General features: G+C 40.1%; 26 protein-coding genes and 1 riboswitch. Of the genes, 24 read left to right on the top strand and 2 right to left on the bottom strand.

Annotated elements, in window-relative coordinates; genetic code table 11:
* The first annotated feature begins 21 nt into the window (after positions 1 to 21).
* The 4 genes from lpdA (at position 22) to I0Q91_RS08805 (ending at position 4558) form a co-directional block, all read left to right on the top strand.
* Positions 22 to 1452 carry a dihydrolipoyl dehydrogenase gene (gene lpdA, locus I0Q91_RS08790; protein ID WP_270454119.1) on the top strand — a complete coding sequence of 477 codons (1431 nt, stop codon included), beginning with the start codon at positions 22 to 24 and terminating at the stop codon, positions 1450 to 1452.
* Between the two features lie 15 nt (positions 1453 to 1467).
* Positions 1468 to 1534: riboswitch (Fluoride riboswitch) on the top strand.
* Positions 1535 to 1660: 126 nt separating this feature from the next.
* The gene (locus I0Q91_RS08795) at positions 1661 to 3289 is read left to right on the top strand and encodes a cation:proton antiporter (protein ID WP_270454120.1); all 1629 of its coding nucleotides are present in this window, start codon (positions 1661 to 1663) and stop codon (positions 3287 to 3289) included.
* 87 nt (positions 3290 to 3376) lie between these two features.
* Positions 3377 to 3760: an encapsulin-associated ferritin-like protein gene (locus tag I0Q91_RS08800; protein WP_270454121.1), complete on the top strand. Its 384-nt coding sequence runs from the start codon at positions 3377 to 3379 to the stop codon at positions 3758 to 3760.
* On the top strand, positions 3761 to 4558 hold the full coding sequence (locus I0Q91_RS08805; protein WP_270454122.1) for a family 1 encapsulin nanocompartment shell protein: 798 nt from the start codon (positions 3761 to 3763) through the stop codon (positions 4556 to 4558).
* A gap of 99 nt (positions 4559 to 4657) precedes the next feature.
* Here the strand turns inward: I0Q91_RS08805 and I0Q91_RS08810 are convergent, their stop codons facing one another.
* Together I0Q91_RS08810 and I0Q91_RS08815 are read right to left on the bottom strand one after the other, a co-directional pair.
* Positions 4658 to 6442 carry an ABC transporter ATP-binding protein gene (locus tag I0Q91_RS08810; protein WP_270454123.1) on the bottom strand — a complete coding sequence of 595 codons (1785 nt, stop codon included), beginning with the start codon at positions 6440 to 6442 and terminating at the stop codon, positions 4658 to 4660.
* Positions 6443 to 6637: 195 nt separating this feature from the next.
* The gene (locus I0Q91_RS08815) at positions 6638 to 6772 is read right to left on the bottom strand and encodes a hypothetical protein (RefSeq protein ID WP_270454124.1); all 135 of its coding nucleotides are present in this window, start codon (positions 6770 to 6772) and stop codon (positions 6638 to 6640) included.
* A 367-nt stretch (positions 6773 to 7139) separates the two neighbouring features.
* On the opposite strand from I0Q91_RS08815, the gene I0Q91_RS08820 reads away from it, so the two are divergent.
* The 20 genes from I0Q91_RS08820 (at position 7140) to I0Q91_RS08915 (ending at position 26300) form a co-directional block, all read left to right on the top strand.
* Entirely contained in the window at positions 7140 to 8468 is a 1329-nt protein-coding gene (locus I0Q91_RS08820; protein ID WP_270454125.1) for an RtcB family protein, read from the top strand.
* A gap of 15 nt (positions 8469 to 8483) precedes the next feature.
* Entirely contained in the window at positions 8484 to 9125 is a 642-nt protein-coding gene (locus I0Q91_RS08825; protein ID WP_270454126.1) for a protein-L-isoaspartate(D-aspartate) O-methyltransferase, read from the top strand.
* 103 nt (positions 9126 to 9228) lie between these two features.
* Positions 9229 to 11373 carry a heavy metal translocating P-type ATPase gene (locus tag I0Q91_RS08830; protein ID WP_270454127.1) on the top strand — a complete coding sequence of 715 codons (2145 nt, stop codon included), beginning with the start codon at positions 9229 to 9231 and terminating at the stop codon, positions 11371 to 11373.
* 34 nt (positions 11374 to 11407) lie between these two features.
* Complete coding sequence (locus I0Q91_RS08835) at positions 11408 to 11803, top strand: ArsR/SmtB family transcription factor (protein ID WP_270454128.1); 396 nt, start codon at positions 11408 to 11410, stop codon at positions 11801 to 11803.
* A 669-nt stretch (positions 11804 to 12472) separates the two neighbouring features.
* On the top strand, positions 12473 to 12781 hold the full coding sequence (locus I0Q91_RS08840) for a (2Fe-2S)-binding protein (RefSeq protein ID WP_270454129.1): 309 nt from the start codon (positions 12473 to 12475) through the stop codon (positions 12779 to 12781).
* Positions 12774 to 13904, top strand: coding sequence for an FAD-dependent oxidoreductase (locus I0Q91_RS08845; RefSeq protein WP_270454130.1), 1131 nt, complete (start codon positions 12774 to 12776; stop codon positions 13902 to 13904). Before I0Q91_RS08840 ends, I0Q91_RS08845 begins: the two co-directional genes overlap by 8 nt.
* Complete coding sequence (locus I0Q91_RS08850; RefSeq protein ID WP_270454131.1) at positions 13858 to 14361, top strand: 4Fe-4S dicluster domain-containing protein; 504 nt, start codon at positions 13858 to 13860, stop codon at positions 14359 to 14361. The genes I0Q91_RS08845 and I0Q91_RS08850 overlap by 47 nt, the downstream gene beginning before the upstream one ends.
* Positions 14354 to 14632, top strand: coding sequence for a (2Fe-2S)-binding protein (locus tag I0Q91_RS08855; RefSeq protein WP_270454132.1), 279 nt, complete (start codon positions 14354 to 14356; stop codon positions 14630 to 14632). Before I0Q91_RS08850 ends, I0Q91_RS08855 begins: the two co-directional genes overlap by 8 nt.
* Positions 14622 to 15767: an NAD(P)/FAD-dependent oxidoreductase gene (locus I0Q91_RS08860; protein ID WP_270454133.1), complete on the top strand. Its 1146-nt coding sequence runs from the start codon at positions 14622 to 14624 to the stop codon at positions 15765 to 15767. Before I0Q91_RS08855 ends, I0Q91_RS08860 begins: the two co-directional genes overlap by 11 nt.
* 63 nt (positions 15768 to 15830) lie before the next feature.
* The gene (gene pruA / locus I0Q91_RS08865; protein WP_270454134.1) at positions 15831 to 17462 is read left to right on the top strand and encodes an L-glutamate gamma-semialdehyde dehydrogenase; all 1632 of its coding nucleotides are present in this window, start codon (positions 15831 to 15833) and stop codon (positions 17460 to 17462) included.
* A 65-nt stretch (positions 17463 to 17527) separates the two neighbouring features.
* Positions 17528 to 18706 (top strand): helix-turn-helix domain-containing protein, encoded by a 1179-nt coding sequence (locus I0Q91_RS08870; protein ID WP_270454135.1) that lies wholly within the window; start codon positions 17528 to 17530, stop codon positions 18704 to 18706.
* Between the two features lie 143 nt (positions 18707 to 18849).
* On the top strand, positions 18850 to 19053 hold the full coding sequence (locus tag I0Q91_RS08875) for a 4Fe-4S dicluster domain-containing protein (protein WP_270454136.1): 204 nt from the start codon (positions 18850 to 18852) through the stop codon (positions 19051 to 19053).
* A complete protein-coding gene (locus tag I0Q91_RS08880) occupies positions 19046 to 20185 on the top strand; it encodes a 2-oxoacid:acceptor oxidoreductase subunit alpha (protein WP_270454137.1) in 1140 nt (379 codons plus the stop codon). Before I0Q91_RS08875 ends, I0Q91_RS08880 begins: the two co-directional genes overlap by 8 nt.
* Complete coding sequence (locus I0Q91_RS08885) at positions 20186 to 21013, top strand: 2-oxoacid:ferredoxin oxidoreductase subunit beta (RefSeq protein ID WP_270454138.1); 828 nt, start codon at positions 20186 to 20188, stop codon at positions 21011 to 21013.
* The gene (locus tag I0Q91_RS08890; protein WP_270454139.1) at positions 21006 to 21557 is read left to right on the top strand and encodes a 2-oxoacid:acceptor oxidoreductase family protein; all 552 of its coding nucleotides are present in this window, start codon (positions 21006 to 21008) and stop codon (positions 21555 to 21557) included. The genes I0Q91_RS08885 and I0Q91_RS08890 overlap by 8 nt, the downstream gene beginning before the upstream one ends.
* Positions 21558 to 21592: 35 nt before the next feature.
* The gene (locus I0Q91_RS08895; protein ID WP_270454141.1) at positions 21593 to 23251 is read left to right on the top strand and encodes an acyl-CoA mutase large subunit family protein; all 1659 of its coding nucleotides are present in this window, start codon (positions 21593 to 21595) and stop codon (positions 23249 to 23251) included.
* Between the two features lie 31 nt (positions 23252 to 23282).
* On the top strand, positions 23283 to 23681 hold the full coding sequence (locus I0Q91_RS08900; protein ID WP_270454142.1) for a cobalamin B12-binding domain-containing protein: 399 nt from the start codon (positions 23283 to 23285) through the stop codon (positions 23679 to 23681).
* Positions 23681 to 24631: a methylmalonyl Co-A mutase-associated GTPase MeaB gene (meaB, locus tag I0Q91_RS08905; protein ID WP_270454143.1), complete on the top strand. Its 951-nt coding sequence runs from the start codon at positions 23681 to 23683 to the stop codon at positions 24629 to 24631. Before I0Q91_RS08900 ends, meaB begins: the two co-directional genes overlap by 1 nt.
* Positions 24631 to 25035, top strand: coding sequence for a methylmalonyl-CoA epimerase (gene mce, locus I0Q91_RS08910; protein WP_345790974.1), 405 nt, complete (start codon positions 24631 to 24633; stop codon positions 25033 to 25035). Before meaB ends, mce begins: the two co-directional genes overlap by 1 nt.
* A gap of 14 nt (positions 25036 to 25049) precedes the next feature.
* On the top strand, positions 25050 to 26300 hold the full coding sequence (locus tag I0Q91_RS08915; RefSeq protein ID WP_270454145.1) for a Glu/Leu/Phe/Val family dehydrogenase: 1251 nt from the start codon (positions 25050 to 25052) through the stop codon (positions 26298 to 26300).
* Positions 26301 to 26319 lie beyond the last annotated feature (19 nt).

The raw sequence follows: 26319 nt of genomic DNA on the forward strand, positions 1-26319 counted from the left end.
TATTATTCAGGAGGAGATTAGATGAGTAAGAAAGATAATAATTTAAATTATGATCTTGTTGTAATTGGAGGAGGCCCTGGTGGATATGTGGCAGCTATTAGAGCATCCAGACAGGGAGCCAGAGTGGCACTGGTTGAGAAGGAATCTATTGGTGGTGTCTGCTTAAACTGGGGTTGTATTCCAACTAAAGCGATGATCCGTTCAGCTGAGATTTATCATGAAGTGCAGGATGCCCGCAAATTTGGGATTAATATAGAGGGAGAGGCTACAATTGATCTGCCTTCAGTGATAAAGAGGAAAGATAGAATTGTTAGACGGCTGGTTAAAGGGATTGAAGTTCTTTTGAAAAATGAAGATGTTGATACATATAATGGTATCGGTTTATTAAGTAAGCCAGACCAGGTTCAGGTAGAATTAGATGATGGTAAAGAACAGATCTTAAATGCTGAGAATATTATTATTGCAACAGGCTCAAAGACTGCCGACCTGCCTATTCCAGGTATGGATCTTCCAGGTGTTATTACAAGTCGAGATGCCCTTGATCTAGAAGAAATGCCAGATAAGCTGGTTGTGATTGGAGGCGGAGTTATTGGTATGGAATTTGCCTTTCTCTATGCCAATATGGGTGTTGAAGTCACAGTAATTGAATTTGAGGATTCAATAGTACCAGATGCTGATAATGATATCACTGATGAATTGACTAAACTGGCCAGAAATAAGAAAATTAATATACATACTTCAAGTCAGGCCAAAAAGATTGCAGAGACAGAGGGCCGGAATAATAATATGCTGGTTGCTTTTGAAAAAGAGGGAGAAGAGAAATATATAATTACAGATAAGGTCCTGGTTGCTGTTGGACGTCTGCCAAATCTACCAGGAATTGATACAGAATCTTTAGGACTGGAATTAAATGAGAGAAGAGGTGGCATCAAGGTTGATGATCATATGAGAACATCTGTTGATGGAATTTATGCTATCGGCGATGTTACTGATAAGGTGATGCTGGCCCATGTTGCCTCCCATCAGGGGATTGTGGCTGCTGATAATATTACAGGAACTGAGCATAAAATGGATTATAAAGCTGTTCCAAGTGCAATCTTTACAGATCCTGAAGTAGCTACAGTTGGTATGAGTGAAAAGGATGCTAAAGAAGCCGGGATTAATTATGTTGTTGGCCGCTTTCCATTCAGCGCCAACGGCAAGGTTATGGCTATGGGAGAACGCCGTGGTTTTGTTAAGATCATTAAAGAAGAGGAGACCGGTCAGGTGATTGGAGCAGGTATTATTGGGTTACATGCCACCGACCTGATTGCATCTTTAACTCTGGCTGTTAACAGGAATCTGACTGCCCATGAGATAGCAGAGACGATCCATGCCCATCCAACAACTGCTGAAGTTATTCATGAGGCTGCTTTAGATACTGAAGGTGGCGCGATTCATTACAGTAAGTAATTTAAAAAGATATATAATTATATAGGTGATGGAGCTCACCATTAACCGCTAAGGTCTTTTAGCTGATGGCTCCTGGCAGGATATTTTATTTTTAATAGGATATCCCTGTCAGGGGCTATTTTTATTTATATAGTGTTAACATAAATGGAGATTTATATTTATAGCTTGATTTTGAAATAATAATGTAAATTAAGAAAGGGGAATGTTTATGATTTTAGGGATATTTATGATATTGATAACAGGCTATCTGGCAGGGAGGCTGGCTGCTAAATTAAAGCTACCGCCTCTGATTGGTATGTTATTTGCGGGAATCTTAATCGGTCCATTTGGTCTGGATATATTGCCAGAAGTAATCTTAAATATATCAGATGAGATAAGATTACTGGTATTATTAATAATTCTATTTAAAGCTGGTTTAGGACTTGACCGGAGAAAGCTGGAGCAGGAAGGCTCTGTGGCTTTAAGACTCGGGTTTTTGCCTGCAACTTTAGAGACTATTGTTGTTGCAGTTGCTGCCAGGTATTTCTTAGGCTGGGACTGGATTACGGCAGGTCTTTTAGGCTGGATAATCTGTGCAGCATCTCCGGCAGTTATTGTGCCGATGATGTTAAAGCTTAAGGCAAAGGGTTTTGGAGCAGAAAAGGGAATTCCTGATCTGGTTCTGGCTGGAGGAACTTTAAGTGATGTTATTGCTGTGACAATGTTTGGGATTTTTCTGACGATTTCAGTGGAAGGAGGACTGGCCAATGGCCTCTTGATGGAGTTAAGTCAGATTCCGATTCAGATCATTTTAGGACTGTTGATCGGTTATCTTGCTGGCCGGCTGGTTAAGGCTTTATTTGATAGGACAGAACTGGCCAGTACAGATATGGGGGAGATTATTATTTCCCTGGCAGTTGCCTTATTATTATTGATCGGTGAAGATTTCCTCCCCTATTCAGAATTTCTGGCAATTATGACCTATGGCTTTATATTATTAGAAATTGATACAGTTCTGGCCAGAAGAATAAGATCTGAGGTTGATAAGCTCTGGAATGCCGGTGAGATCTTCTTATTTGTTTTAATTGGTTCAGCAGTTAATTTAGAAATCATGTTTGAATCAGGCTTAGTTGGTCTGGCTATTATATTCCTGGGATTAATAGTTGGAAGAACAGCTGGTATTTATCTGTCTGCCTGGGGTTCCAGATTGAATTTTAAGGAGAGAAACTTTATGATGGTTGGCCAGATGGCCAAGGCGACTGTTCAGGCTGCAATTGGTGGGATCCCTTTAGCTGCCGGGCTGCCAGAGGGAGAGTATATTCTGGCTATCTCTGTTCTGGCAATACTTGTGACTGCACCTTTAGGGGCATTCGGGATTGACTTTTTTGCTCCCAGATTACTTAAAAAAGGTGAGATAGACCCGACCAAAATCAGTGTCCATGAGGATTACCGTTTTTTAGTTGCAATTGATCAGACCAGGCTAGCCAGGGAGGCATTAAAGGAGGCGGCAAGGCTGGCCCGACAGGTAGATGGTGAATTAATAATATTAAATATTGAGCAGCCTGATAAACCGAATATTTCTCAAAAGGAACTAGAAGAAGAGTTACAGGCGGCAAAGGATATCGAGCATGAAATTATCTTTAAAGTATCCGCTGACCCGGCCAGGACAATTATCGATATAGCAGAAAAGTATAATATTGATTATATTTATTTAGGCAAATATGGTGACACCGGCGAGAGGCATAAAGTTGCTGGGGTTGATAATGTTGTTGGCGGTGTAGCCAGGTTGGTTGGAAGTATGGCTGAAATACCGGTTATTTTAGTTGAAAAATCAGAGACTGATGCTGGTAATAGTTAAGTAATCACTTGACATATTTCTATTAAAGCAATAAAATATTAGTTAGTAGTGTAAAGAAAAATTACACAAATATAAGGAGGGAAATTCATGAGCGGAGAGTACCATGAGAGATATGAAGATTTGCCACAGGAAGCAATTGAATATCATCGGATTATTAAGAGTGTGATTGAAGAAATGGAGGCTGTTGACTGGTATAATCAGAGAGCAGCAGTGACTAAAGATGAAGATGTTCGGAAGATTGTTTCTCATAATAGGGATGAGGAGATTGAACATGCCTGTATGGGTTTAGAATGGTTACGGAGAAATAGTGAGACCTGGGATGAATACTTACGGGAATTTCTATTTAGAGATGGAGATATAACCGAGCATGGCCATGAGCATGATGAGGAAGATGATCACGATGATCATGATGATCATGATTCAGGTTCAGATGGCTCACTAGGTATTGGCAGTTTAAAGGAGGGAAAATAAATGGTTGATATTCTAAATCGTTCACTTGCTCCGATTCCAGTAGAAGCCTGGGAATTTCTTGATGAAGAGGCTAAAGAAGTATTAGAGTTAAGACTGACAGCCAGGAAAGTTGTTGAATTTGAAGGGCCTTTAGGTCTTGATGTCTCATCAATTAATACTGGACGGATGAAGAAAATTTCTGGTGATGGTGCTGAATTCAGGAGCAGAGAAGCTTTGAATTTAGTGGAAGTTGAACTGCCTGTTAAGATTGATAGAGCAGAGATAGATGCATTTGCCAGGGGAGCAGAAGATGCTGATTCAGATCCTGTTAGAGATGCTGCTAAGAAATTAGCTGAGATTGAAAATAAGGCTATCTTCTTTGGTATGCCTGAGGCAGGAATTGAAGGAATTATTCCTCTATCAAAAGAGGAACATGATCCGATTAAGATTGAAGAGGATCGCTCATCTTTCTTCTCGGCAATCTTTACTGCCAGAGAAAAACTATTAGAAGAGGGAATTGAAGGCCCTTATAATATTCTAATGGGTACCAAACATTATAATTTAATGAATAAATTAGAATCAGCCTGTTATCCACTCTTTAAGAAGATAGAGGATCTAGTCGGTTCAGAGATTATTTATGTTCCTGAATTAGAGGATAATAGTGTAATGCTGGCAGCTGGCGATGATTTTGAACTATTTGTTGGCCAGGATGTCTCTTTAGGCTTTAAAAATTATGATGCTGATTCACTGGACCTATTTCTCTTTGAAACATTTACCTTTAGAGTTAATGGGCCTGAAGCAGCTATTACCTTTGAATAAGACATTAATTAAATAATATATACAAAATCCCAGGCAATTCTGCCTGGGATTTTGCTATTGAGTAATAATTTTAGAATTAATGGTTTTGCATGTTTTAATTTAGCTTGCAGCCGGGCTATCGAATTGCATCTTATAGAAACGGGCATATTCGCCGTCAAGATCCATTAGTTCGTTATGGTTGCCCTGTTCTTTAACCTGGCCATCTTCGATAAAGATGATCTTATCGGCATTGACAATAGTTGATAGCCTGTGGGCTATTACAAATGTTGTTCTGCTTGATGTCAGGCGTTCAACGGCATCCTGGATCAGTTTTTCTGTCTCCAGGTCGACAGCTGATGTGGCTTCATCTAAAATTAAGATACCTGGATCTTTTAAGAATGCCCTGGCCAGAGCTACCCGCTGGCGCTGTCCACCGGAAAGCATTAAACCACGCTGGCCAACCTGCTGGTCATAGCCATGTTTGAACTCAGTTATGAACTCATGGGCATTGGCTGCTTTAGCAGCTTCAATTATTTCTTCTTCAGATGCCCCGGGCTTACCATATGAAATATTCTGTCTGACAGAATCAGAGAAGAGATAATCATCCTGCATGACCATTGCGATTGAGTTTCTCAGTTCTCTGACAGAATAATCTTTGACATCTTTGCCATCGATTAAGACCCCGCCATCTTCTACTTCATAGAGCCTTGGAATTAAGCGGACTATGCTGGTCTTGCCTGCACCACTGGGACCGACAAGAGCAATAGTCTCCTTTGGCTCGGATTTTAGGCTGATATTATTTAAAACAACCTCATCATCATTATATGAAAAGTGGACGTCTTTAAATTCAACACGACCTTTAATTGGTTCTTTACCTGGTTTGCCGCCGATGGTTTTGGTGATATCAGGCGAAAGATCGCTGTGGTCGAAATATCTTTCTGTATTGGCAAAAAAGTCACTTAAACCCTCTGACATTGTAACAAGTCTTAACAATGGCTCTCTAAACTGCTGGAGATAACCATAAAAGGCAACAATTGTACCGACTGTCATGGCTCCAGTTGCTGATAGATAACCACCGTAACTTAAGACTGCCAGGACTCCCATGGCATTAAATAGTCTTGAGCCCGGGAATAAAATGCTGATATAACGGATAGCTGTTAATCTATAATCTGTATGTTGCTGGGTCTTCATTCTGAACCTTTCAAGCTCACTATCTTCGCTGGCAAAGGCTTTTATAACTTTAATGCCTGCCAGGTTATCTTCCAGACGATCATTTAGATCTGCCTTGGCCTCTCTGGTCTTTCTGAAGGCCTTATGCATCTTATCGATTAATTTTTTGGCAAATATAAATAGAAAAGGTACAAAGGTTAAGGTTACAAGGGTTAATCTTACATCCAGGGTCAGCATAATAATAACTGTACCACCAAGGAGTACGACTGAGCCAATCATGGCTTCAGGGCCATGGTGGATAAATTCCTGGAGTTTATTTAAGTCATCTACGATTCTTGACATCAATTCCCCGGTTTTTTTATTATCATGGAATTTCATTGATAATCGTTGATACTGCTGATAGAGGTCGTCTCGCATATCCCGGACTATCTCCTGGGCGATGCGATGGCCATGAAAAATAGTAATATTTTTGACAATGGCATCAACTAAAAAGACTGCCAGGGCTATACCGACCAGGCCAAAGATTCTATTGACATTGCCTGCCGGGATTGCATCATCAATTATTTCTCTCATAATAAGAGGGGGTATTAAAACGAGGACAGCACCAACTATATGGAGGAACTGAACTCCAAAAAACTCCTTCTTATAACGAGATAAATAATGGGCATAAAACTTTTTTAGTAATTGACTGTAGGTGTAACTATATTCTCTTTCTTTATCATCTTTATTTGACATTTATCTCCCCCCTAATACTGTCAGATAATTATATCATGGTTATATTTTGATAACAAACTTATTTAATAACTTTTAAACAACAAGAAACCCCTTTAACGGTTTTTAGGCCGGTAAAGGGGCTTAATTATCAGAATTACTCTGCTCAGCTACTCGCACTTCTGATTCCTCCTGTATTTATTATTTTTTCTTATTATTCTAATTATAGAAGCCTTCAACTGAGTATTGATTTTCCTTTAATCTGGAGTCATACTCGTCAAATCGGTTTACTCCACTCCTTGTTAGAGCTGCATCACTCATTGAGGCCATATTATCGATTGTTTCTTTGATCATTTTTTACCCTCCTCATATTTAGAGGCCGAAAATTGTCTGACTTTCTCGACGAATCTCTGCATCTCTTTCTTCTTTGATATATTTCTTGACATTTCTATCTTCTATTCTTAGGAATTCCTGGAGACCTGTAAGTTTCATAATTACCCCTCCTTTTCTTGTTTTCTAGGACAAGTATAACATGGTTAAAATTAGTGTCAACAGCTAATACAAAAGTTGTAATAGCAAGACTTTAAAGATTCATTTTTATTTTCTGACAATAATCGTTGTAAGCTCAAGGAGCTTGATATTTCAAGCTATTTCTCCAATTAGACATTTATTATATTAATGATATAATGAAGTAAAGAGACATCAATGGAGGTGAATATTAATGACTTTTTATAAGTTTCCAGTTGAAGAAAATATGAATTGTCCGGTCTATTTATTTGCCTCAAAGGAAATTTATGCTGAGATAGAGAAGACAGCCTTAAATCAGCTATTAAATGCTTCAACATTGCCAGGAGTTGAAGTTGTTGTTGGTATGCCAGACTTGCATCAGGGTTATGGACTTCCGATCGGTGGTGTAATGGCTGCAGCCAGGAATGGACCTATTTCTCCTGGAGCTGTTGGATTTGATATAAACTGCGGGGTCAGATTATTAAAGACTGGTTTAAAGGCCTCTGATCTCAAGGATAAAAATATAATTTTGAGAAGATTACAGCAGGCGATACCGGCAGGAGTTGGTGAGGGTTCTAATCTAAATTTTAGTGAGCGAGAATTTAAAGAGATTCTGGCTAATGGAGTCAGCAAATTAATAGAAGCAGGTTATGTATCCAGAAAAGCAGCTGCAAATTGCGAAGATAATGGGAATTTTAAAGAGGCTGATCCTGATACTGTTTCCAGTCAGGCTATCAGCCGGGGAATTGAGCAGTTAAATACCCTGGGTTCTGGCAATCACTTTGTTGAACTGCAGGAGGTTGCCAGTGTTTCAGATAGTGATGAATTAGAAGAGGGAGATTTAATGGTGATGGTCCATACAGGTTCCAGAGGCTTTGGCCATCAGGTGGCTACAGATTATATAGATCTGGCTAAAAAGACTAGGGATAAGTATGGTTTGAGTTTTCCAACCAATAATTTAGCCTTTTTTCCCTGGGATAGTAAAGAAGGAAGAAATTATTTGGGAGCTATGGGTGCTGCAGCTAATTTTGCCTATGCCAACAGAACCTTTTTGACAGAGAGTATTAAAAGGGTATTTACTGAGCTTTATCCTGATAGTTATATCGAACTTTTTTATGATCATACCCATAATATTGCCAGGGAAGAAAAGCATGTTGTTAATGGTAAGGAGATGGATCTATTAGTCCATAGAAAGGGAGCAACCAGGCTTGCTTCAGGTGGCAAGGCATTAATACCAGGCTCAATGGGTACTGGCAGTTATGTTGTAAAATCAGCTGATTCTGAAAACACCAGGCTTTCTTTGAATTCAACAGCCCATGGCGCTGGTCGGAAGATGAGCAGAACCCAGGCTAAGAAATCTATCAGTAGACAGGATCATATGCGGAGTTTAGGAGATGTTGAGGTTGTATCTGCTGGCAAGAATATTCTTGATGAATCACCTCTTGCCTATAAAGATATCACAGAAGTGATTAGTTCTTTACAGATTAGTGACCTGGCCTATCCAGTTGCCCAGTTAAAGCCTCTATTATGTATAAAAGGCTAAATGAGGGGGATTCCTATGACTGATGATTTTTATGAAGCTAGAATTAATATGATAGATAGGCAGATTAAGAATAGAAAAATTGATGATAGTGAGATTTTAGAAGCTTTTAAAGCGGTACCCCGGCATGAGTTTGTACCTGAAGAATATCAGAATCTGGCCTATGCAGATAGACCATTACCGATTGGTAATAATCAAACTATCAGTCAACCATATATTATAGCTGCTATGTTAGTTAGACTAGACTTAGATGATGATGCTAAGGTCCTTGAAGTTGGGAGTGGCTGTGGCTATGTGCTGGCTATTTTAAGCCAGATTGTTGCTCAGGTCTATGGGATTGAGCGACAGTCTGCTTTAGTTGAGAGAAGCCAGAGGAGAGTAAATCAATTGGGTTATGATAATGTTGAGATTAAATATGGAGATGGTAAATTAGGCTGGGCTGAAAAGAGTCCTTTTGATGCTATTATTGTTAGTGCAGCTACCAGTGATGTTCCAGAAAAGTTGCTGGATCAATTAAGGCTAGATGGCAGGATGATTTTGCCTCTAGGAAATAGTTTTTCACAGCAGCTGGTTTTATATCATAAAAAAGCAGATGATAAATTTGATAGGGAAAAGTTAGAGCCGGTAAGGTTTGTGCCGCTGGTTGACGGTAAGTCCTGATAGTTTTGTTCTGATAGGGCTTGACAATAATTCTCCTGGAGTATATACTAAACTTGAACAGTTGCTCAAGTATTATAACAAGTATATTGCCGGGGGAATATTTATGATATTAAATTACAGGATAAATGGATATTATTGTTCAAGCTGTATGGATAAGGTTATTGATTCTATCAATAGTCTTCCAGGGGTTATTCAAGCTGAGCTTAATTTTAGTCTGGATAGAATTAAGATAGAATTAAAAAATGATAAAATCGATAATGTTGAATCCTTTGATAACCAGGTTAAGGATTTAGTTGATAGATATGAACCCTCTGCTACTGTTGAGAAGGTCGATGATAGTAAGAGTTCTAAAAATCTGAATAAGTTTAACGAAAATGAAAAATGGTACAGGGATAAAAAGATCCATCGATTATTGCTCGGTGTAACTTTTGGCCTTTTTGGATTTCTTGCTACCAGGAATAATATAGATATTTATAATATTAATATTGGTTTTTATTTGATCGGTTACTGGCTGGCAGGTGGCTCTGTCGTTAAGCAGGCTGCCAGGAATCTGGTTTCTGGCAAGGTTTTTGATGAGAACTTCTTAATGTCGATTGCTACTATCGGGGCGATGTTGATTGGAGAATGGCCTGAGGCTATTGCAGTTATGGCTTTTTATAAGGTTGGGGCTTATCTTCAAAATAGAGCAGTCTCGTCATCTAAAAGCTCTATTAGAGAATTACTGGAGTTAAAGACTGATGCTGTCAAGGTTAAAACTGATAATGGAGAGATCATTAAAAAATCTGCAGAGGAGATAGAGCCTGGCGATCGACTGGTGATCGGAGCTGGCGATAAGATTCCTGTAGATGGCAGGATAATTGAAGGCCAGTCAGCTTTAAATACATCGGCTTTAACCGGGGAGTCTGAGCTGAGAAATGTTGGTCCTGGTGATGCTGTGCAATCCGGGATGGTTAATAGCAGTGGTTCTTTAATTGTCGAGGCTGAGAAATTATATAAGGATTCGGCAGTGGCCAGGATTATCAAGCTGGTTGAAGAGGCCACTGGCAGGAAGTCGAAGACTGAAAAGTTTATCACTAAATTTGCCAGGTATTATACACCTGTTGTTGTTCTGCTGGCCTTGCTGGTTGCCATTGTGCCTCCGCTTTTAGGGGTTGGAACCTTTAGCACCTGGGTTTACAGGGCTTTGATCTTCCTTGTGATTTCATGTCCCTGTGCGCTGGTTATTTCAATTCCATTGAGCTTCTTTGCCGGAATAGGTGTTTCTGCCCGTCAGGGAATTTTAGTTCAGGGCAGTAATTTCCTTGAGGCTCTGGCAGATATTAAATCTGTGATTTATGATAAGACAGGTACTCTGACTGAGGGAAAATTTAAGCTTGCTAATGTTGAATTATATAATGATTTTTCGGAGAAAGAGGTTTTAAGGGCTGCAATTTCAGCTGAACAGTATTCCAATCATGCCCTGGCTGAAGCCCTCCAGAATGAGAAGGAGCGCTTGGATAGGCTTTATGATGTCCAGGAGACTACTGAATTTCCTGGCAAGGGGCTTGAGGCTGTAATCGATGATCAACTTATCTGGATTGGCAGTAGAGGCTGGCTTGAAGAGGAGAAAGGTTTGAGTTTTTCAGAGAATGATAATGGTGGTGCCGAGGTTTTACTGGCTATTGATGAAAAACCGGCGGCTTTATTTAATTTTAAGGATCGGCTAAAGCCTGGTATTAAAGAAATTGTTAGAAATTTAAAGGCTAAAGGTCTTGAACAGGCTATTTTAAGTGGTGATAGACAGCAGGAGGTTGCTGAAGTTGCCGGGCAGCTAGGGATATCCTATTATTCTGAATTATTACCAGAGGATAAGTTATCGATTTTAGAGGATATTAAATCCGGCCAGTCTAAAAAGGAGAAGCTGGCCTATCTTGGAGATGGGATTAATGATGCCCCTGCCCTGGCCAGATCTGATATAGGAATTGCCATGGGTGCTTTAGGAACTGATGTTGCTATTGATTCAGCAGATGTTGTGATTATGGACGATAGCTTAAGTAAGTTGCTTTCTGCTATCGATATTGCAGATAGAACCAGGCGGCTTGTCTGGCAGAATATTATTATGGCTCTAGGGGTTAAGGTCGTATTTATGGTGCTGGGCTCGCTGGGACTGGCCGGTCTCTGGGCGGCAGTCTTTGCAGATGTTGGTGTGGCACTGCTGGCAGTTTTTAATTCATTGAGGATTTTATGGGATTATCGCCTGGCTGAGTAATTGGCCTTATTATAATGATTGGAGGATATTAATTATGGCTTCAGATTTAAAGGAAAAATCAGAGAGTTGTCTGACATGTGAGGTTTTTAATCCCCATGAGATGATTATTGAGCTGTTAAAGAAAAAGGAGCTGGATGAGGATGTCTACCAGCGGCTTTCAGATATTTTTAAGGCCCTTTCTGACCCGACCAGGCTAAAAATAATTAATGCCTTAAGGGTTAAGGAGCTCTGTGTATGTGATATTCAGGAGGCTGTTGGTCTTAGCACCTCGGCAGTATCCCATCAGCTCAGAATTTTGCGGAACCTTGATCTGGTTAAATACAGGAAGGAAGGTCGCCAGGCTATTTATTCCCTGGCTGATGAGCATGTGCTGGCCCTTTTCAGTCAGGGGCTTGAGCATGTACTTGAATCGATTCCTGAGAAAAAATAAATTTATTTTCTTCAATGCACCAGGCGGTTATAGACATTTATAACTGCTTATGATACTATTAAAGTTTGAATATTAAATTCAGCTTTGAATTAGAATTTATGGGGATAGAATATTTTTGTTAATCTGGTGAAGGTTTTGGATAGAATATGGTGCCGGGATGGGTCTGAGCCGGAGCAATTCCGGAGGATTCCCGGAGCAATCCCGGAGGAGTCCCGGAGCAGACCTGGAGCACTCCTGGAGAATAACTGGAATACTTCTATGAAAAAGCTGAGAAGTTCTATACCGTATCTATACCGTAAATGAACCGAATCTATATCGAATCTATACCGAATCTAAACCGAATCTAAACCGAAGCCAGACCGAAGAACGAGCGTATTTAGACCGAATTTAAGTTATATGAGATCTGGATTAATTTAATAGAATTTATGGTCCTGATTGGTATTAAAATGCCAGTCAGGATTTTTTTATTCTGCAGATAGTAATTCTGCTAACTGATTTATAGTTCTAATATACCAGGTTCAGGCCAGGTTTAGGGTAAATAGTTGATTTTATCTAAAAAAAAGGGGAGAGGTATAAATATTCAAAGCATTTTTGGAGGAGATAGAGTAAAAAACTAGAATAGTATTATCAGGGCATATTATTTTCAATTAGTTGCTGAGGAGGTAGTTTATGAGAATAAAAGATCATCCTGTCCTGGAGTTTGACCGGGGTCAAGAGATTAAGTTTACTTTTAATGGAGAAGAAATTAGGGCGTATGAAGGTGAGACGATTGCTGCAGCTCTTCATGCTGCAGGGGTTAAGGAGTTATCTAAAAGTCTCCGCCATGATCGACCGAGAGGTTTATTCTGTGCCATCGGTAATTGTTCTTCCTGCTTTATGGAGGTTGATGGCAGGGCTAATGTTAAGACCTGTGTAACTGAGGTTGAAGAGGGTATGGAAGTTAATACCCAGCAGGGAAAGGGGGAACTCAGTGGATAGGATTGAACTGGCTGTTGTTGGAGGAGGTCCCGCTGGTCTGGCAGCTGCTAATAAAGCAGCAGAATTAGGTTTAGAGAAAATAGTTTTATTTGAGAGAGATAATTTTTTAGGGGGTCAATTAGTTAAACAGACCCATCAATTTTTTGGTTCAAAGGACCAATATGCAGGTACCAGAGGAGTAGATATTGCAGATGAACTGACAGAAAAGGTTCACAGTGAGGCTGGAATTGAGGTTAAGACTGGAGCTGTTGTTCAGGCTTATTATGAAGATGGTGTTATTGGCTATTTAGAAAATGAGAGGTTCCAGAAGGTAAAGCCTGAAAAGACGATAATTGCGACTGGAGCTGCTGAGAAGATGCTTTCATTTCCTAATAATGATCTGCCTGGTATTTATGGGGCAGGGGCAGTTCAGACTCTGATGAATCAGTATGGAATCTTGCCTGGCCAGGAGATTTTAATGATCGGGGCAGGAAATATTGGCCTGATTGTTACCTATCAGTTATTGCAGGCCGGTGTTAAGGTTAAGGCTGTTGTTGAGGCTACAGATAGGATTGGTGGCTATGCTGTCCATGCTACTAAGATCAGGCGGGCAGGGATTCCTATTTTGACAAAACATACGATTAAAGAGGCCAGAGGAGATTCAAAGGTTGAGGAGGCTGTTATCTGCCAGCTTGATGAAAACTGGAACATAATAGACGGAACAGAGGAGATTTTAGAAGTTGATACTATCTGCCTGGCTGTGGGACTTACGCCAAAGGTTGATCTGGCCCTGCAGGCTGGCTGTCAGATGGCCTATGTGCCTGAATTAGGCGGTGATGTTCCTGTCAGAGATGAAGACCTGGAGCTAACCGAGAGGAATATTTATATTGCCGGTGATGCCGGAGGAATTGAAGAGGCGACTGCTGCTATTTTAGAGGGCGAGCTGGCTGCTGTTAATGCTGTTAAGGCAATTGCTGGCAAGAGCTCTAAATTAGATGCTGCCTATGCAGATGTTAGCGAAAAGCTGGCTGATTTGCGGAGAGGACCGGTTGGAGAAGAGATCAGGTCTGGCTTAAAGAAAGCAAGAGGTGATGAAAATGCTGGAAGAGACAGGTATTCCCGACAGAGAAGATATTCAAAATAATCTGCCTGACGAGGAACGCTTAAAAGAGGGGCCGGTGGCTATCTTTGAATGCTATCAGGAGATTCCCTGTGATCCCTGTTATTATAGCTGCCCGTTAGGGGCGATTAAAGAGTTTGAAGATATTAATAATCTGCCAGAGCTTGATTCAGATAAATGTACTGGCTGTGCCCAGTGCGTGGCTAACTGCCCTGGCCTGGCTATCTTTGTTATTGATTATACCTATAGTGAAGATGAGGGTGTTATCAGGCTGCCCTATGAGTTCTCGCCGCTACCAGCTGTTGATGAGCAGGTGATTGCTCTGGATCATTCTGGAGAAGAGGTTGGAACTGGCAGGATTGTCAGGGTTGTGAATAATGAGAATCAGGATAAGACAGCTATTGTCTGGCTGGCAGTTGATAAGGATAAACTCTTAACTGTCAGGCATTTTAAGAGGATGGAGGAGTCTGCTGATGGATGAGAATAATATTATTATCTGCCGTTGTGAAGATCTTTCCCTGGCTGAACTCAGGGATGTAATTGAGGATGGCTATGAGACAATTGATGAGATCAAGCGGGTTATTAGACTTGGCATGGGGCCCTGCCGGGGAGGAACCTGTCTTCAGCTGATTGATCGGGTTCTGGCTGAATATCAGGGGACTGGTAGAGATGCAATCCAGCAGCCGACTAACAGGCCTCCTGTTGAGGGTATGAAGCTTAAGGAGATTGCAGGTGGTCTTGATGAAATCTAAAGCTGATGCTGTTATAATCGGTGGTGGAGTGATTGGGCTAGCAATAGCTTATAATCTTGCAAAAAAGGGCATGGACGATATTGTTGTTTTAGAACGGGAATATTTAGGCAGTGGAGCCACCGGCCGTTGTGGTGCCGGGATTCGCCAGCAATGGGGAACAGAGATGAACTGCCGGCTGGCCAGAAAGAGTATGGATATTTTTGAGAATATGAATGAACTTTTAGAGACCAAGATGGATATTGAGCTAAAACAGCAGGGTTATCTGCTGCTGGCTTTTTCTGATAAGGAGATGGAACAGTTTAGAAAGAACCTGGAATTGCAGGCAAGGGAGAATATTCCTTCCAGGGAGGTTACACCTGAAGAGGCTAAGGAGATTGTTCCTCATTTAAATATTGATGATGTTGCTGGCGGTACTTTCTGTCCGACTGATGGCCATGCCAATCCCTTTTTAGTTGTGAAGGCCTATGAAGATGCGGCCAGGAGGCTGGGAGTTGAGATAAATACTTTTACTGAAGCGATAGATATTACTAAAGAGGCTGGCAGAATTACAGGGGTCCAGACAGACAAGGGCTTTATTGCCACAGATAAGGTTGTTAATGCTGCCGGCGGGTATTCCTGTCAGATAGGTGAGATGGTGGGTCTTGATCTGCCTGTGAAGCCTGAACGCCATGAGATCCTTGTTACTGAGAGGGTTGAGCCCTTTCAGGGGCCGATGGTGATGTCTTTCTCTTATAATATTTACTGTCAGCAGACACCTGGAGGACCATTTTTAATGGGCTTTGGCGACCCTGATGAGCCGGCCAGTTTTAATCGTAAAAGCAGCTGGCATTTTTTAGAGGAGATGGCTAGAAAGACATATAAGCTTCTGCCACCATTAGGTGAGCTGAGGGTTGTCAGGCAGTGGGCAGGTTTATATAATATTACCCCTGACAGACAGCCAATAATAACTGAGTCTAAGGAGGTTCCAGGTTTCTATATGGCGATTGGATTTTCTGGCCATGGTTTTATGATAGCTCCAATGACAGGGATCTTAATGGCTGAGATGATCCTCGGTGAAGATTTGAGTCTGGATATTAATTTAGATCTTGAAAGGTTTGAGAAAGGTGATTTAATCTTAGAACCGTCTGTAGTTTAATTGCTGATTTATTTAGTTTTAAGGAGTTAGTTTATTTATTATTTTTTAAAAGGGGTGGAAATTATGAGCAATAGAATTCTTGGTTTAGAGAGGCCAGATAATGAGCCGATATATAATTATGAACCAGGTAGCAAGAGGAGAAAAGAGGTTAAGCGGCAGCTAAAGAAGATGAAGGAAGAGTTTTTAGAGATCCCTGTTGTAATTGGCGGGAAAGAGATAAAGACTGATAATACAGCTGAGATTAAATGTCCCCATGATCATAGCACTGTTTTAGGGCAGTATCATAAAGCAGATGAGGAGCTTGTTCAGCAGGCGATTGAAAATTCCATGGAAGCTAAGGCTGAATGGGCCAGTATGGACTGGGAGGATAGAGTTGCTATCTTTGATCGGGCGGCAGCTTTACTGGCTGGACCCTGGAGGGCAAAGATTAATGCAGCCACTATGTTAGCCCAGAGCAAGAATATTTTCCAGGCTGAGATTGATGCTGCCTGTGAGTTGATCGACTTTTTCCGGTTTAATAATTATTACTTAAGCCAGATCTATCAGGACCAGCCAGCTTCATCTGAGACTGAGATTAACAAGATGGAATACAGGCCTCTAGAGGGCTTTGTCTTTGCTGTTCCTCCATTTAACTTTACATCGATCGGCGGCAATCTTCCGTCGGCACCTGCAGTCTGTGGGAATACTGTTCTCTGGAAGCCGGCGTCTACTGCGGTTTATTCTAATTACCTGATTTTCAAGCTTTTAGAAGAGGCAGGGCTGCCAGCTGGTGTTATTAACTTTATTCCTGGTTCAGGTAGAGAGATCGGGCCAGAAGTTATTGCTGATTCCCGCCTGGCAGGCATTCACTTTACTGGCTCTACAGCTACTTTCCAGTATATGTGGGAAGAGGTTGGCAGAAATATTAAGAATTATGATAGCTATCCAAGAATTGTTGGCGAGACTGGAGGCAAGGACTTTGTCTTTGCCCATAAATCTGCTGATCCTGAAGCCTTAATCACAGCTTTAGTTAGAGGTGCCTTTGAGTATCAGGGCCAGAAATGTTCTGCAGCTTCAAGGGCTTATATTCCTCATGAACTCTGGGATGAGATCTCTGAAGACTTGATTCAGCAGGTTGAAGATTTAAAAGTTGGACCGGTGGAAGATTTCACTAACTTTATTAATGCAGTGATTGATCATAAAGCCTTTAAAGATATTACTGAATATATCGATCATGCCAGGGAATCGGCTGATGCCAAGATTCTGGCCGGTGGCGAGTATGATGATTCTAATGGGTTTTATATTGATCCGACGATTGTCCTGGCTGAAGAGCCTGATTATAAGACGATGGTAGAAGAGATATTTGGTCCTGTTTTAACAATTTATCTTTATGATTCTGAAGAATATGAAGAGACTTTAAAATTATGTGATAATACCTCTCCATATGGCCTGACTGGGGCTATCTTCAGTAAAGATAGAGAGGCTACTGTTAAGGCCAGAGAGACTCTGGTTCAGGCTGCCGGTAATTTCTATATCAATGATAAGCCGACTGGTGCAGTTGTTGGCAGGCAGCCATTTGGCGGAGCCAGGGCTTCTGGTACCAATGATAAAGCTGGAAGTAAATTGAACTTATATCGCTGGATTTCTCCAAGGACGATTAAAGAGAATTTAGTGCCACCAAAGGATTATAGCTATCCATTTATGGAAGATAAATAGGAATAATTGACTGGCCGGCCGGTGTGGCCGGCCAGATTTATACGTAAGGGGGGAGAGTCAGGATAATGGTTAATAATTTTGAAGGTAGAGAGTTAAATATTATTGAGGAGATTATCTTTTCTGAAAACCAGAGGCTCTCGTCTTTTAATTTTGATGATCCTGCCTATATTAAAGATTTAAAACTTGATGAGAGTCAGGCACTTGTTATTGAACTAAGGGACCCAGGTTCACTTGATTCTTTATCTGCAATTGGCCGGGAGGAATATTTGCGGCGCTGGCAGAGTGAGCTGAAGAAAAAATTAAATCAATTAATCCCAAATTATATCATGATTGCAGTTGATATTTTTAAGCTGGCGATATTTTTTGACCATAGAGCTGTAACTGAAAGTGATTTAATTAAAGGGATAGAGGCAATTGATGTAGCTGATAATTTTAGTGAGATAGATCTTATAGCTGGACTTGGCCAGAATTATAAGTCTGTTGAGGGGCTTTCAATCTCATATCAGGAGGCTGTTCAGGCTATAGATTATGCCAGGTTCTTTGCATTTAAGGTGGTCAGTTATCGCTCGATAATAACTGAAAAGATTGCCAGGTCTTTATATAATAATGAGAATGAGAGACTGATTTTGTCTTTAATTAGATCAGATAATTATCAGCAGGCCAAAAATGAGTTTTTTGCCTTAAAGGATAATTTATACCAGGAATGCTGGCCGGCAGAGATAAAGCTCAGAATTTATAATTTAATGAGCAGGATTAAATTGGAGATTTTAAAAGGGATTAATCTGGAAGAAAGGGATAAAGAAGAGCCAATTGAGTTAAGTTCACTCTTGAGGGTTTTAAATGGGAAGGAAGTTGACGAAATTATTGATGAATTCTGGCACTGGATCTTCCAGACTTTTAAGGAGCAGCTGGCATATCCATCCCTCAGGGAAGAGATTCAATCAGCCCTTGATTATATTAGAAAGAACTATCACAGGGAGATAAGTCTTGAGGAGATTGCCAGGCAGGTAGGGTTATCTAAATATTATTTTAGCCACTTATTTAGCAATGAGATTGGAGAAAATTTTTCAACTTACTTAAGTCAATACAGACTAAATAGGGCAAGTCAGTTATTACTGGAAAACAGAAGGGAAAATATATCTGAGATTGCCTATCAGGTCGGGTTTAATGACCCGAATTATTTTGCCAGGGCATTTAAAGAAAGGTTTAATATTTCTCCATCAAAATATAGAAGTAGCAATTAAATACTGCCAATCACAACATAATTAAGTTAATAACAAGATAGTCCTGAAGGTTATTTGTAATAATTGTGGAAATAGTCTAATAATAAAATAGAGATTTTTTGGTTACTAATTATAACATAAGCTTAAAAAAGGAGCTGATTTCGGTGGCCCGAAAGGGAAAGGTTAAAATTGCCAGGCCAGATTGGTGCAAAACCTGTGGAATCTGTATTGAAGTCTGTCCAGTGGAGGTTTTGGAATTAGGGAATACTAGAATTCAGATAGCTCATTTAGAGAACTGTATAGGTTGCGAAAACTGTGAATTAAGTTGTCCTGATTTTGTCTTAAAGGTGGTGGAAGATAATGAGTAAATCTATAACTTTATTGCTCCAGGGAGATGAAGCTGTTGTTGAAGGTGGAATGGCAGCAGGTGCTGATTTTTTTGCCGGATATCCGATTACTCCTGCCTCTGAAATTGCAGAGGGCTTTGCAGAGCAATTGCCTGAAAAAGGCGGTAAGTTTATTCAAATGGAAGATGAGATAGCTGGAATGGGTTGTATTGTTGGGGCTTCACTGGCTGGAGCCAAGGCAATAACAGCGACCAGTGGACCAGGATTTTCGTTGAAACAGGAGAATCTAGGATTTGCGATTATGGTTGAAGCTCCCTGTGTTGTTGTTAATGTTCAGAGGGTTGGTCCCTCAACCGGTCTGCCGACCTCGCCTTCACAGGGTGATATTATGCAGGCTAAATGGGGAACCCATGGAGACCATCCGATTATTGCATTATCGCCATCTTCGGTTTCGGAGACCTTTGATCTGACTGTGACCGCTTTTAATTTAGCTGAAAAATATAGAATACCTGTTATTTTGCTTTTAGATGAGATAGTTGGCCATATGCGGGAAAAGATTACTATTCCTCCTGCTGATGAACTTGAGATTGTCAATAGAAAGAAGCCTAAGCCAGAGGATAATGATAATTTTTATCCCTATGAAGAAACTGAGGATTTAATACCTCCGATGCCTGATTATGGGACAGGTTTTAAGTATCATTCAACCGGTCTTTTTCATGATAAAACAGGATTTCCAAGGGGTAAGACTGAAGATGCCAGGAAATTGATGGATAGATTGATGGGTAAAATCAATAATAATTTAGATGATATTATTCATCTTGAAGAGGATTTAAATGGCGATGAAGATGTTGTTGTTCTAGCCTATGGTTCAACTGTCCGTTCGGCAATCAGTGCAGTTAACCAGGTTAGAGAGGATGGAGTAAAAGCAGGCTGGGTTAAATTGAAGACTATCTGGCCATTTGCTGATGATTATGTTCGAGAACTGGCAGAAAAGGTGGATAGAATTATTGTGCCTGAATTAAATATGGGACAATTGATTGGAGAAGTTAAAAGAGTGGCAGCTGGCAAAGCTGAGGTTACCGGTATTAACCGCTATGACGGTACACTGATTACACCGGCCGATGTAGTTGCTGAAATAAAGGGGGCTCTCTAAATGGATGTAAATATAGATAAATATTTAAGACAGGATAAGTTGCCCCATATCTGGTGTCCAGGTTGCGGGCATGGCACAGTTTTAGGTAGTTTTGTCAGGGCTTTTGACCAGTCAGGTCTGGACCAGGATAAGACTGTTGTTATTTCAGGTATTGGCTGTTCTGGTAGAGCTTCCGGATATTTGAATTTTGATACTCTACATGTTACCCATGGCCGGGCTTTAACCTTTGCTACTGGTGTTAAAATGGCCAATCCAGAGCTAAATGTTATTGTTATGACCGGTGATGGCGATGGGGCTGCTATTGGTGGTAATCATTTAATTCATAGTTCAAGGAGAAACATTGATATTACAGTGGTTCTCTTTAATAATAATATTTATGGAATGACTGGAGGACAGTTTTCTCCAATGACACCGACTGGCGATACAGCTACCACTTCGCCATATGGAAATATAGATCAGAACTTTGACCTTTGCGAGCTGGCAAAGAGTTCAGGAGCAACCTTTGTCGGTAGAGGAGCATCCTATCAGCCAAGAAAGATGATCAAATTGATGAAAGAGGGTTTATTGCATAAAGGCTTTGCCTTTGTTGAAACCCTGACCCAGTGTCCTGTTAATTATGGTAAGAGAAATAAGATTGGCGGGGCCAGAGATATGTTGAAATGGCAGGATGAAAATCTTGTACCTGCAAAGAAGTATGAAAAGATGGATCCAGCAGAGAGAGAAGGTTTAATATCTACTGGAATTCTTCATCAGGTTGTTAAAGAGGAATATACAGATAAATATAAAAATGTTATTAATACAGTAATGGCAGGTGAATCTAATGAGTAGATATGAGGTTAGATTAAGTGGTGCCGGTGGCCAGGGTATGATCCTGGCTGGGATAATTCTTGCCGAGTCGACTCTGGATAATGATGAATTAAATGTTGTCCAGACCCAATCCTATGGACCTGAATCCCGGGGAGGTGCCAGTCGAGCGGAAGTTGTCTTTAGCAAAGAGGCAATCGATTATCCTAAAGTTATTCAGGCTGATTTGCTGGTAGCATTAACAACTGAAGCTTTAGATAAATATGGGGATGATATTAAGAAAACTGCAGTTGTAATTGCTGATTCTGATTATATAGATTTAGATTATAATCCTGGTGATGGTGTTGAATATTACTCAATTCCAATTATTAATACTGCTATTGAGGAAATAGGATTAAAATTGACAGCTAATATGGTTGCTCTAGGAGCAGCAAGTCATTTTATTCCTGACCTTTCAGAAGAGGAGATCTTAAAGACGATAGCTTCCAGGGTTCCTGCCGGGACTGAGGAGAAAAATAAAGAAGCATTTAAGGCAGGCAAGAAACTTGTCTCAGAGATGAAATCTTAAAATTGATGGTTTGTTGATTACGAGGAGGTAGAAAAATGGCTGATTTAGAAAAAGGATATCAAGAATGGAAAGAAAATAAATTAGATAAGACTGTAAATAATTATGGAGAAAGAAAGGATCAGTTTTCAACAGGCTCAAATAGGCCTGTGAAGGCATTGTATTCGCCTTTAGATGTAGAAGATATAGATTACCTTGAAGAGATAAATTTTCCTGGTCAGTTTCCTTATACCAGGGGGGTTTATCCTACTATGTATCGGAGTCGGCTCTGGACTATGCGTCAGTATGCTGGTTTTGGTACAGCTAAAGAAACAAATGAGAGGTTTAGATATTTATTAGATCATGGCCAGACTGGATTAAGTGTTGCCTTTGATCTGCCGACTCAGATCGGTTATGATTCTGATCATGAAATGTCAAAGGGAGAGGTTGGTAGAGTTGGGGTTGCCATTGATACTTTAGCTGATATGGAAACTCTCTTTGATCAAATTCCCCTTGATAAAGTCAGTACCTCAATGACTATTAATGCCCCGGCTTCAGTACTTCTGGCCATGTATATTGCAGTTGCTGAAAAACAGGGGGTTGAAAAGGAGAAACTATCTGGTACTATTCAGAATGATATTTTAAAAGAATATATTGCTAGAGGAACATATATTTTTCCTCCTGAGCCTTCATTAAGATTGATAACAGATATCTTTGATTACTGTTCTAAAGAACTTCCAAGCTGGAATACAATTAGTATCAGTGGCTATCATATTCGTGAAGCCGGTTCTGATGCTGTTCAGGAGCTGGCATTTACTATTGCGGATGGTATTGAATATGTAGAATCTGCATTAAGTATTGGCATGGATGTTGATAGCTTTGCCCCGAGGTTATCCTTCTTCTTTAATGGCCAGATGGACTTTTTAGAAGAGGTTGCTAAATTTAGGGCAGCCAGAAGGTTATGGGCAGAGATAATGAAGGATAGGTTTGGAGCTGAAAAGGCTAAATCCTGTATGCTCCGGTTCCATACTCAGACTGCCGGTGCAGCTTTAACTGCTCAGCAGCCACAGAATAATATTGTCAGGGTGGCTATTCAGGCTCTGGCGGCTGTATTAGGTGGAACTCAATCTCTCCATACTAATTCATTTGATGAAGCTTTAGGTTTACCGACTGAAGAGGCAGCTAAAATAGCTTTAAGAACACAGCAGATAATTGCTGAAGAGAGCGGTGTTGCAGATACTATTGATCCTTTGGCTGGTTCCTATTATATTGAAAGTATGACTGATAAATTGGTCGAGGAAGCCAGAGAATATTTAGATGAGATTGAAGAACTTGGTGGAATGGCTGAAGCTATTAAGGCAGGCTATGTCCAGCGAGAGATTCAGGAATCTGCCTATCAGGAACAGAAAGCCGTTGAAAGTGGCGAAAAAGCTGTGATAGGTGTCAATAAGCATAAAGAGGATTCTGAAGAGATTGGCGATATCTTAAAAGTTGATCCAAATCTTGAAAAAGATCAATGTCAGCAGTTAAGTGAAATCAGGGCTGACAGGGATTCTGATATAACTGAAAAGCATTTAGAGGATATCAGGAATGCAGCAATTAATGATAAAAATTTGATGTATCCAATTTTAGATGCTGTGAGAGATTATGTTAGTATTGGAGAGATCTGTGGTGTTTTAAGAGAAGAATTTGGTGAGTATGAGGCAAAGATTTTTTAATAGCTTTGATAAGTAATCAGGAGGGATATAGATGAGTGAGAATATAAAGGTTCTGATTGCAAAACCAGGCCTTGATGGTCATGATCGCGGTGCAAAGGTAATAGCCAGAGGTCTTAAAGAAGCCGGCATGGAGGTAGTTTATACAGGCTTAAGGCAGACCACTGATCAGATAGTTAGAGCGGCAGTTCAGGAAGATGTAGATGTAATCGGATTAAGTATTTTATCTGGAGCTCATAGCCATCTTTTTCCAGAGATAATGAAAAAATTAAAGGATAATGGTAAAGATGATGTGCTTGTGATTGCAGGTGGAATAATTCCTGATGATGATCATGGAGAATTAAAAGAACTTGGAATTAAGGGAATATTTAAGCCAGGGACCCCGATTAATGAGATTGTAGAATTTATTCATCAGGAATTAGATGTGGCATAATGAAGATTGATGCTGAAAAGATTATTGCTGGTGATGAGAAGACTGTTGCAAAGGCAATTAGTCTTGTAGAAAATTCCCGGGGAGAGGCTTTTGATTTATTGCGAGAGCTTTATCTTAAAACAGAGCTAGCTTATTTACTGGGGGTTACTGGTCCGCCTGGAGGAGGAAAAAGTACACTTGTAGAAAAAATTGTTAGTAGATGGGTTGATTCTGGGGAAAGGGTAGCTGTGATTGCCATTGACCCTAGTAGTGAGTTTTCTGGTGGGGCTTTACTTGGCGATAGAATTAGAATGGGCAGGATTGCTACCCATCCTGATGTATTTATTCGGAGTATGGCTACCAGAGGTTATTTAGGTGGTTTAAACCCGGCTATCTTTGACACAGTTTTGGTCTTATCTGCTGCAGGGTATAATCGTATTGTAATAGAAACTGTTGGGGTTGGCCAGAATGAGATTGATATTGTTAGTCTGGCTGATACAACTTTAGTTGTGACTGTGCCTGAGGCTGGTGATGAAATTCAATCCTTTAAAGCTGGTCTGATGGAGGCAGGCGATCTATTTGTCTTAAATAAGTCAGATCATGCAACTGCCCATAAGATGGAATTGATCTTAAAGCAGATGATTGATCTGGCAAGGTCAGATGATTCAGGCTGGAAGATTCCTCTGATCAAAACAGTTGCCACTGAAGAGGATGGCATTGGAGAGTTAATTGAAAAAATTGCTGAGCATAAGGGTTATTTGAAAGAATCCAATCAGGAATTAGATAATAAAAAGAAAGTGATGAAAAATCATTTGATTCATTTATTAGAGGAGGGTTTAAGAAATAAATATATTGAGCCACTTTTAAAAGATGAAGATTTTTCAACTTCTTTAGATGATGTAATTGAAAGAAAGAAAGATCCATATACCAGGGTTTCTGAATGGCTTAGTGATTTTGGAGAGGGGGTATAATATATATGAAGATAGATCATATTGGCATAGCTGTTGAGGATTTAGAGGCAGGGCTGGAGTTTTATCGCGATGCATTAGGTCTGGAATATAAAGGCCAGGAGGAAGTTGAAGAACAGGGTGTTAAAGTTGCTTTCTTGAAAATAGGAGAAAGTAAAATTGAATTATTAGAACCTCTGCATGAAGATAGTCCTATTGCTAAATTTTTAAGTAAAAGAGGAGAGGGAATTCATCATATTGCTTATTTAGTTGACAATATTGATGAAAAGGTTTCTGTAATGGATGCTAAAGGTGTAAGGTTTATAGGTGATGAACCGACAGAAGGTGCAGGCAATAAGAAAATTATCTTTATTCATCCCAAAAGTACCAAAGGTGTTCTAACAGAATTATGCCAACCTAAAAACTAAGGGGGAAAAATTAAATGTCTAAAGAATTTAAGATTTATGAGGTTGTTCTTAAACAGCTGGATGATGCAGCAACTGAATTGAATCTGGATCCTCAGGTTAAAGCATTATTAAAAGAACCTGTTAGGTCTCTGTCAGTAGCAGTACCTGTGAGAATGGATAATGGCAGTGTTAGAGTATTTAAAGGGTTCCGCTGTCAGCATAATGACGCTCTGGGGCCAACAAAGGGAGGAATTCGTTTCCATCCGCAGGTTGAACAAGCCGAGGTACAGGCACTGGCAGCCTGGATGACTTTTAAATGTTCTCTTGTTGGAATTCCATATGGAGGAGCTAAAGGTGGGGTTTTATGTAATCCTAAAGAGATGAGTAAAGGAGAATTAGAAAGGTTATCAAGGGGATTTATTCAGGCTATTTCACCTATTATTGGTCCAGATAAGGATATTCCTGCCCCTGATGTATATACAGATGCCCAGGTAATGTCCTGGTTTATGGATGAATTCTCGAAGATAAAAGGTGTAAATACTCCAGGTCTTGTAACAGGTAAGCCTCTTGTTATCGGTGGCTCTTATGGACGTGATTCAGCGACTGCTCGCGGGCTTATGTATACTGTTAGAGAAGCTGCTAAAGAACTGGATATGGATTTAAATGATGCTACTGTCGTTGTTCAGGGTTATGGAAACGCTGGTAACTTTAGTGCGAAGTTTTTGCAGGAATTAGGAGCAAAATTAATAGCTGCCAATGATTCCAGTGGTGGGATTTATAATCCAGATGGAATGGATGCCTTTGAATTAAAAAAATATAAAGATGAGCATGGAGAGCTTCATGGTTTCCCGGGTTCAAAGGATATTAGCAATGAAGAGTTGTTAACCTTAGAATGTGATATACTGGTTCCAGCTGCTATGGAAAATCAAATTAATGAAAAAAATGCTCATAATATTAAAGCTAAGATGATTGCAGAAGCAGCCAATGGGCCAACAACTCCAGAGGCAGATAAGATTTTAAATGAAAAAGGTGTTATTGTATTACCTGATGTTCTAGCCAATGCAGGTGGAGTTACAGTTTCTTATTTTGAGTGGGTCCAGAATATGTATAATTATTACTGGGATAAAGAAGAAATTGATAATAAGTTAGAGAAGATAATGGTGAATGCATTCAAGCGAACCCATGAAAAACACAAGACAGCTGGGGTGCCTTATCGGGTAGCAGCATATATGGTTTCTATTGAAAGATTAACTGAAGCAATGAGAGCTAGAGGCTGGGTAGAATAATTTCTGTAATTGATGTAAT

The sequence above is a fragment of the Halonatronomonas betaini genome (genome assembly GCF_015666175.1).
GTDB classification, from domain to species: Bacteria; Bacillota; Halanaerobiia; order Halanaerobiales; family Halarsenatibacteraceae; genus Halonatronomonas; species Halonatronomonas betaini.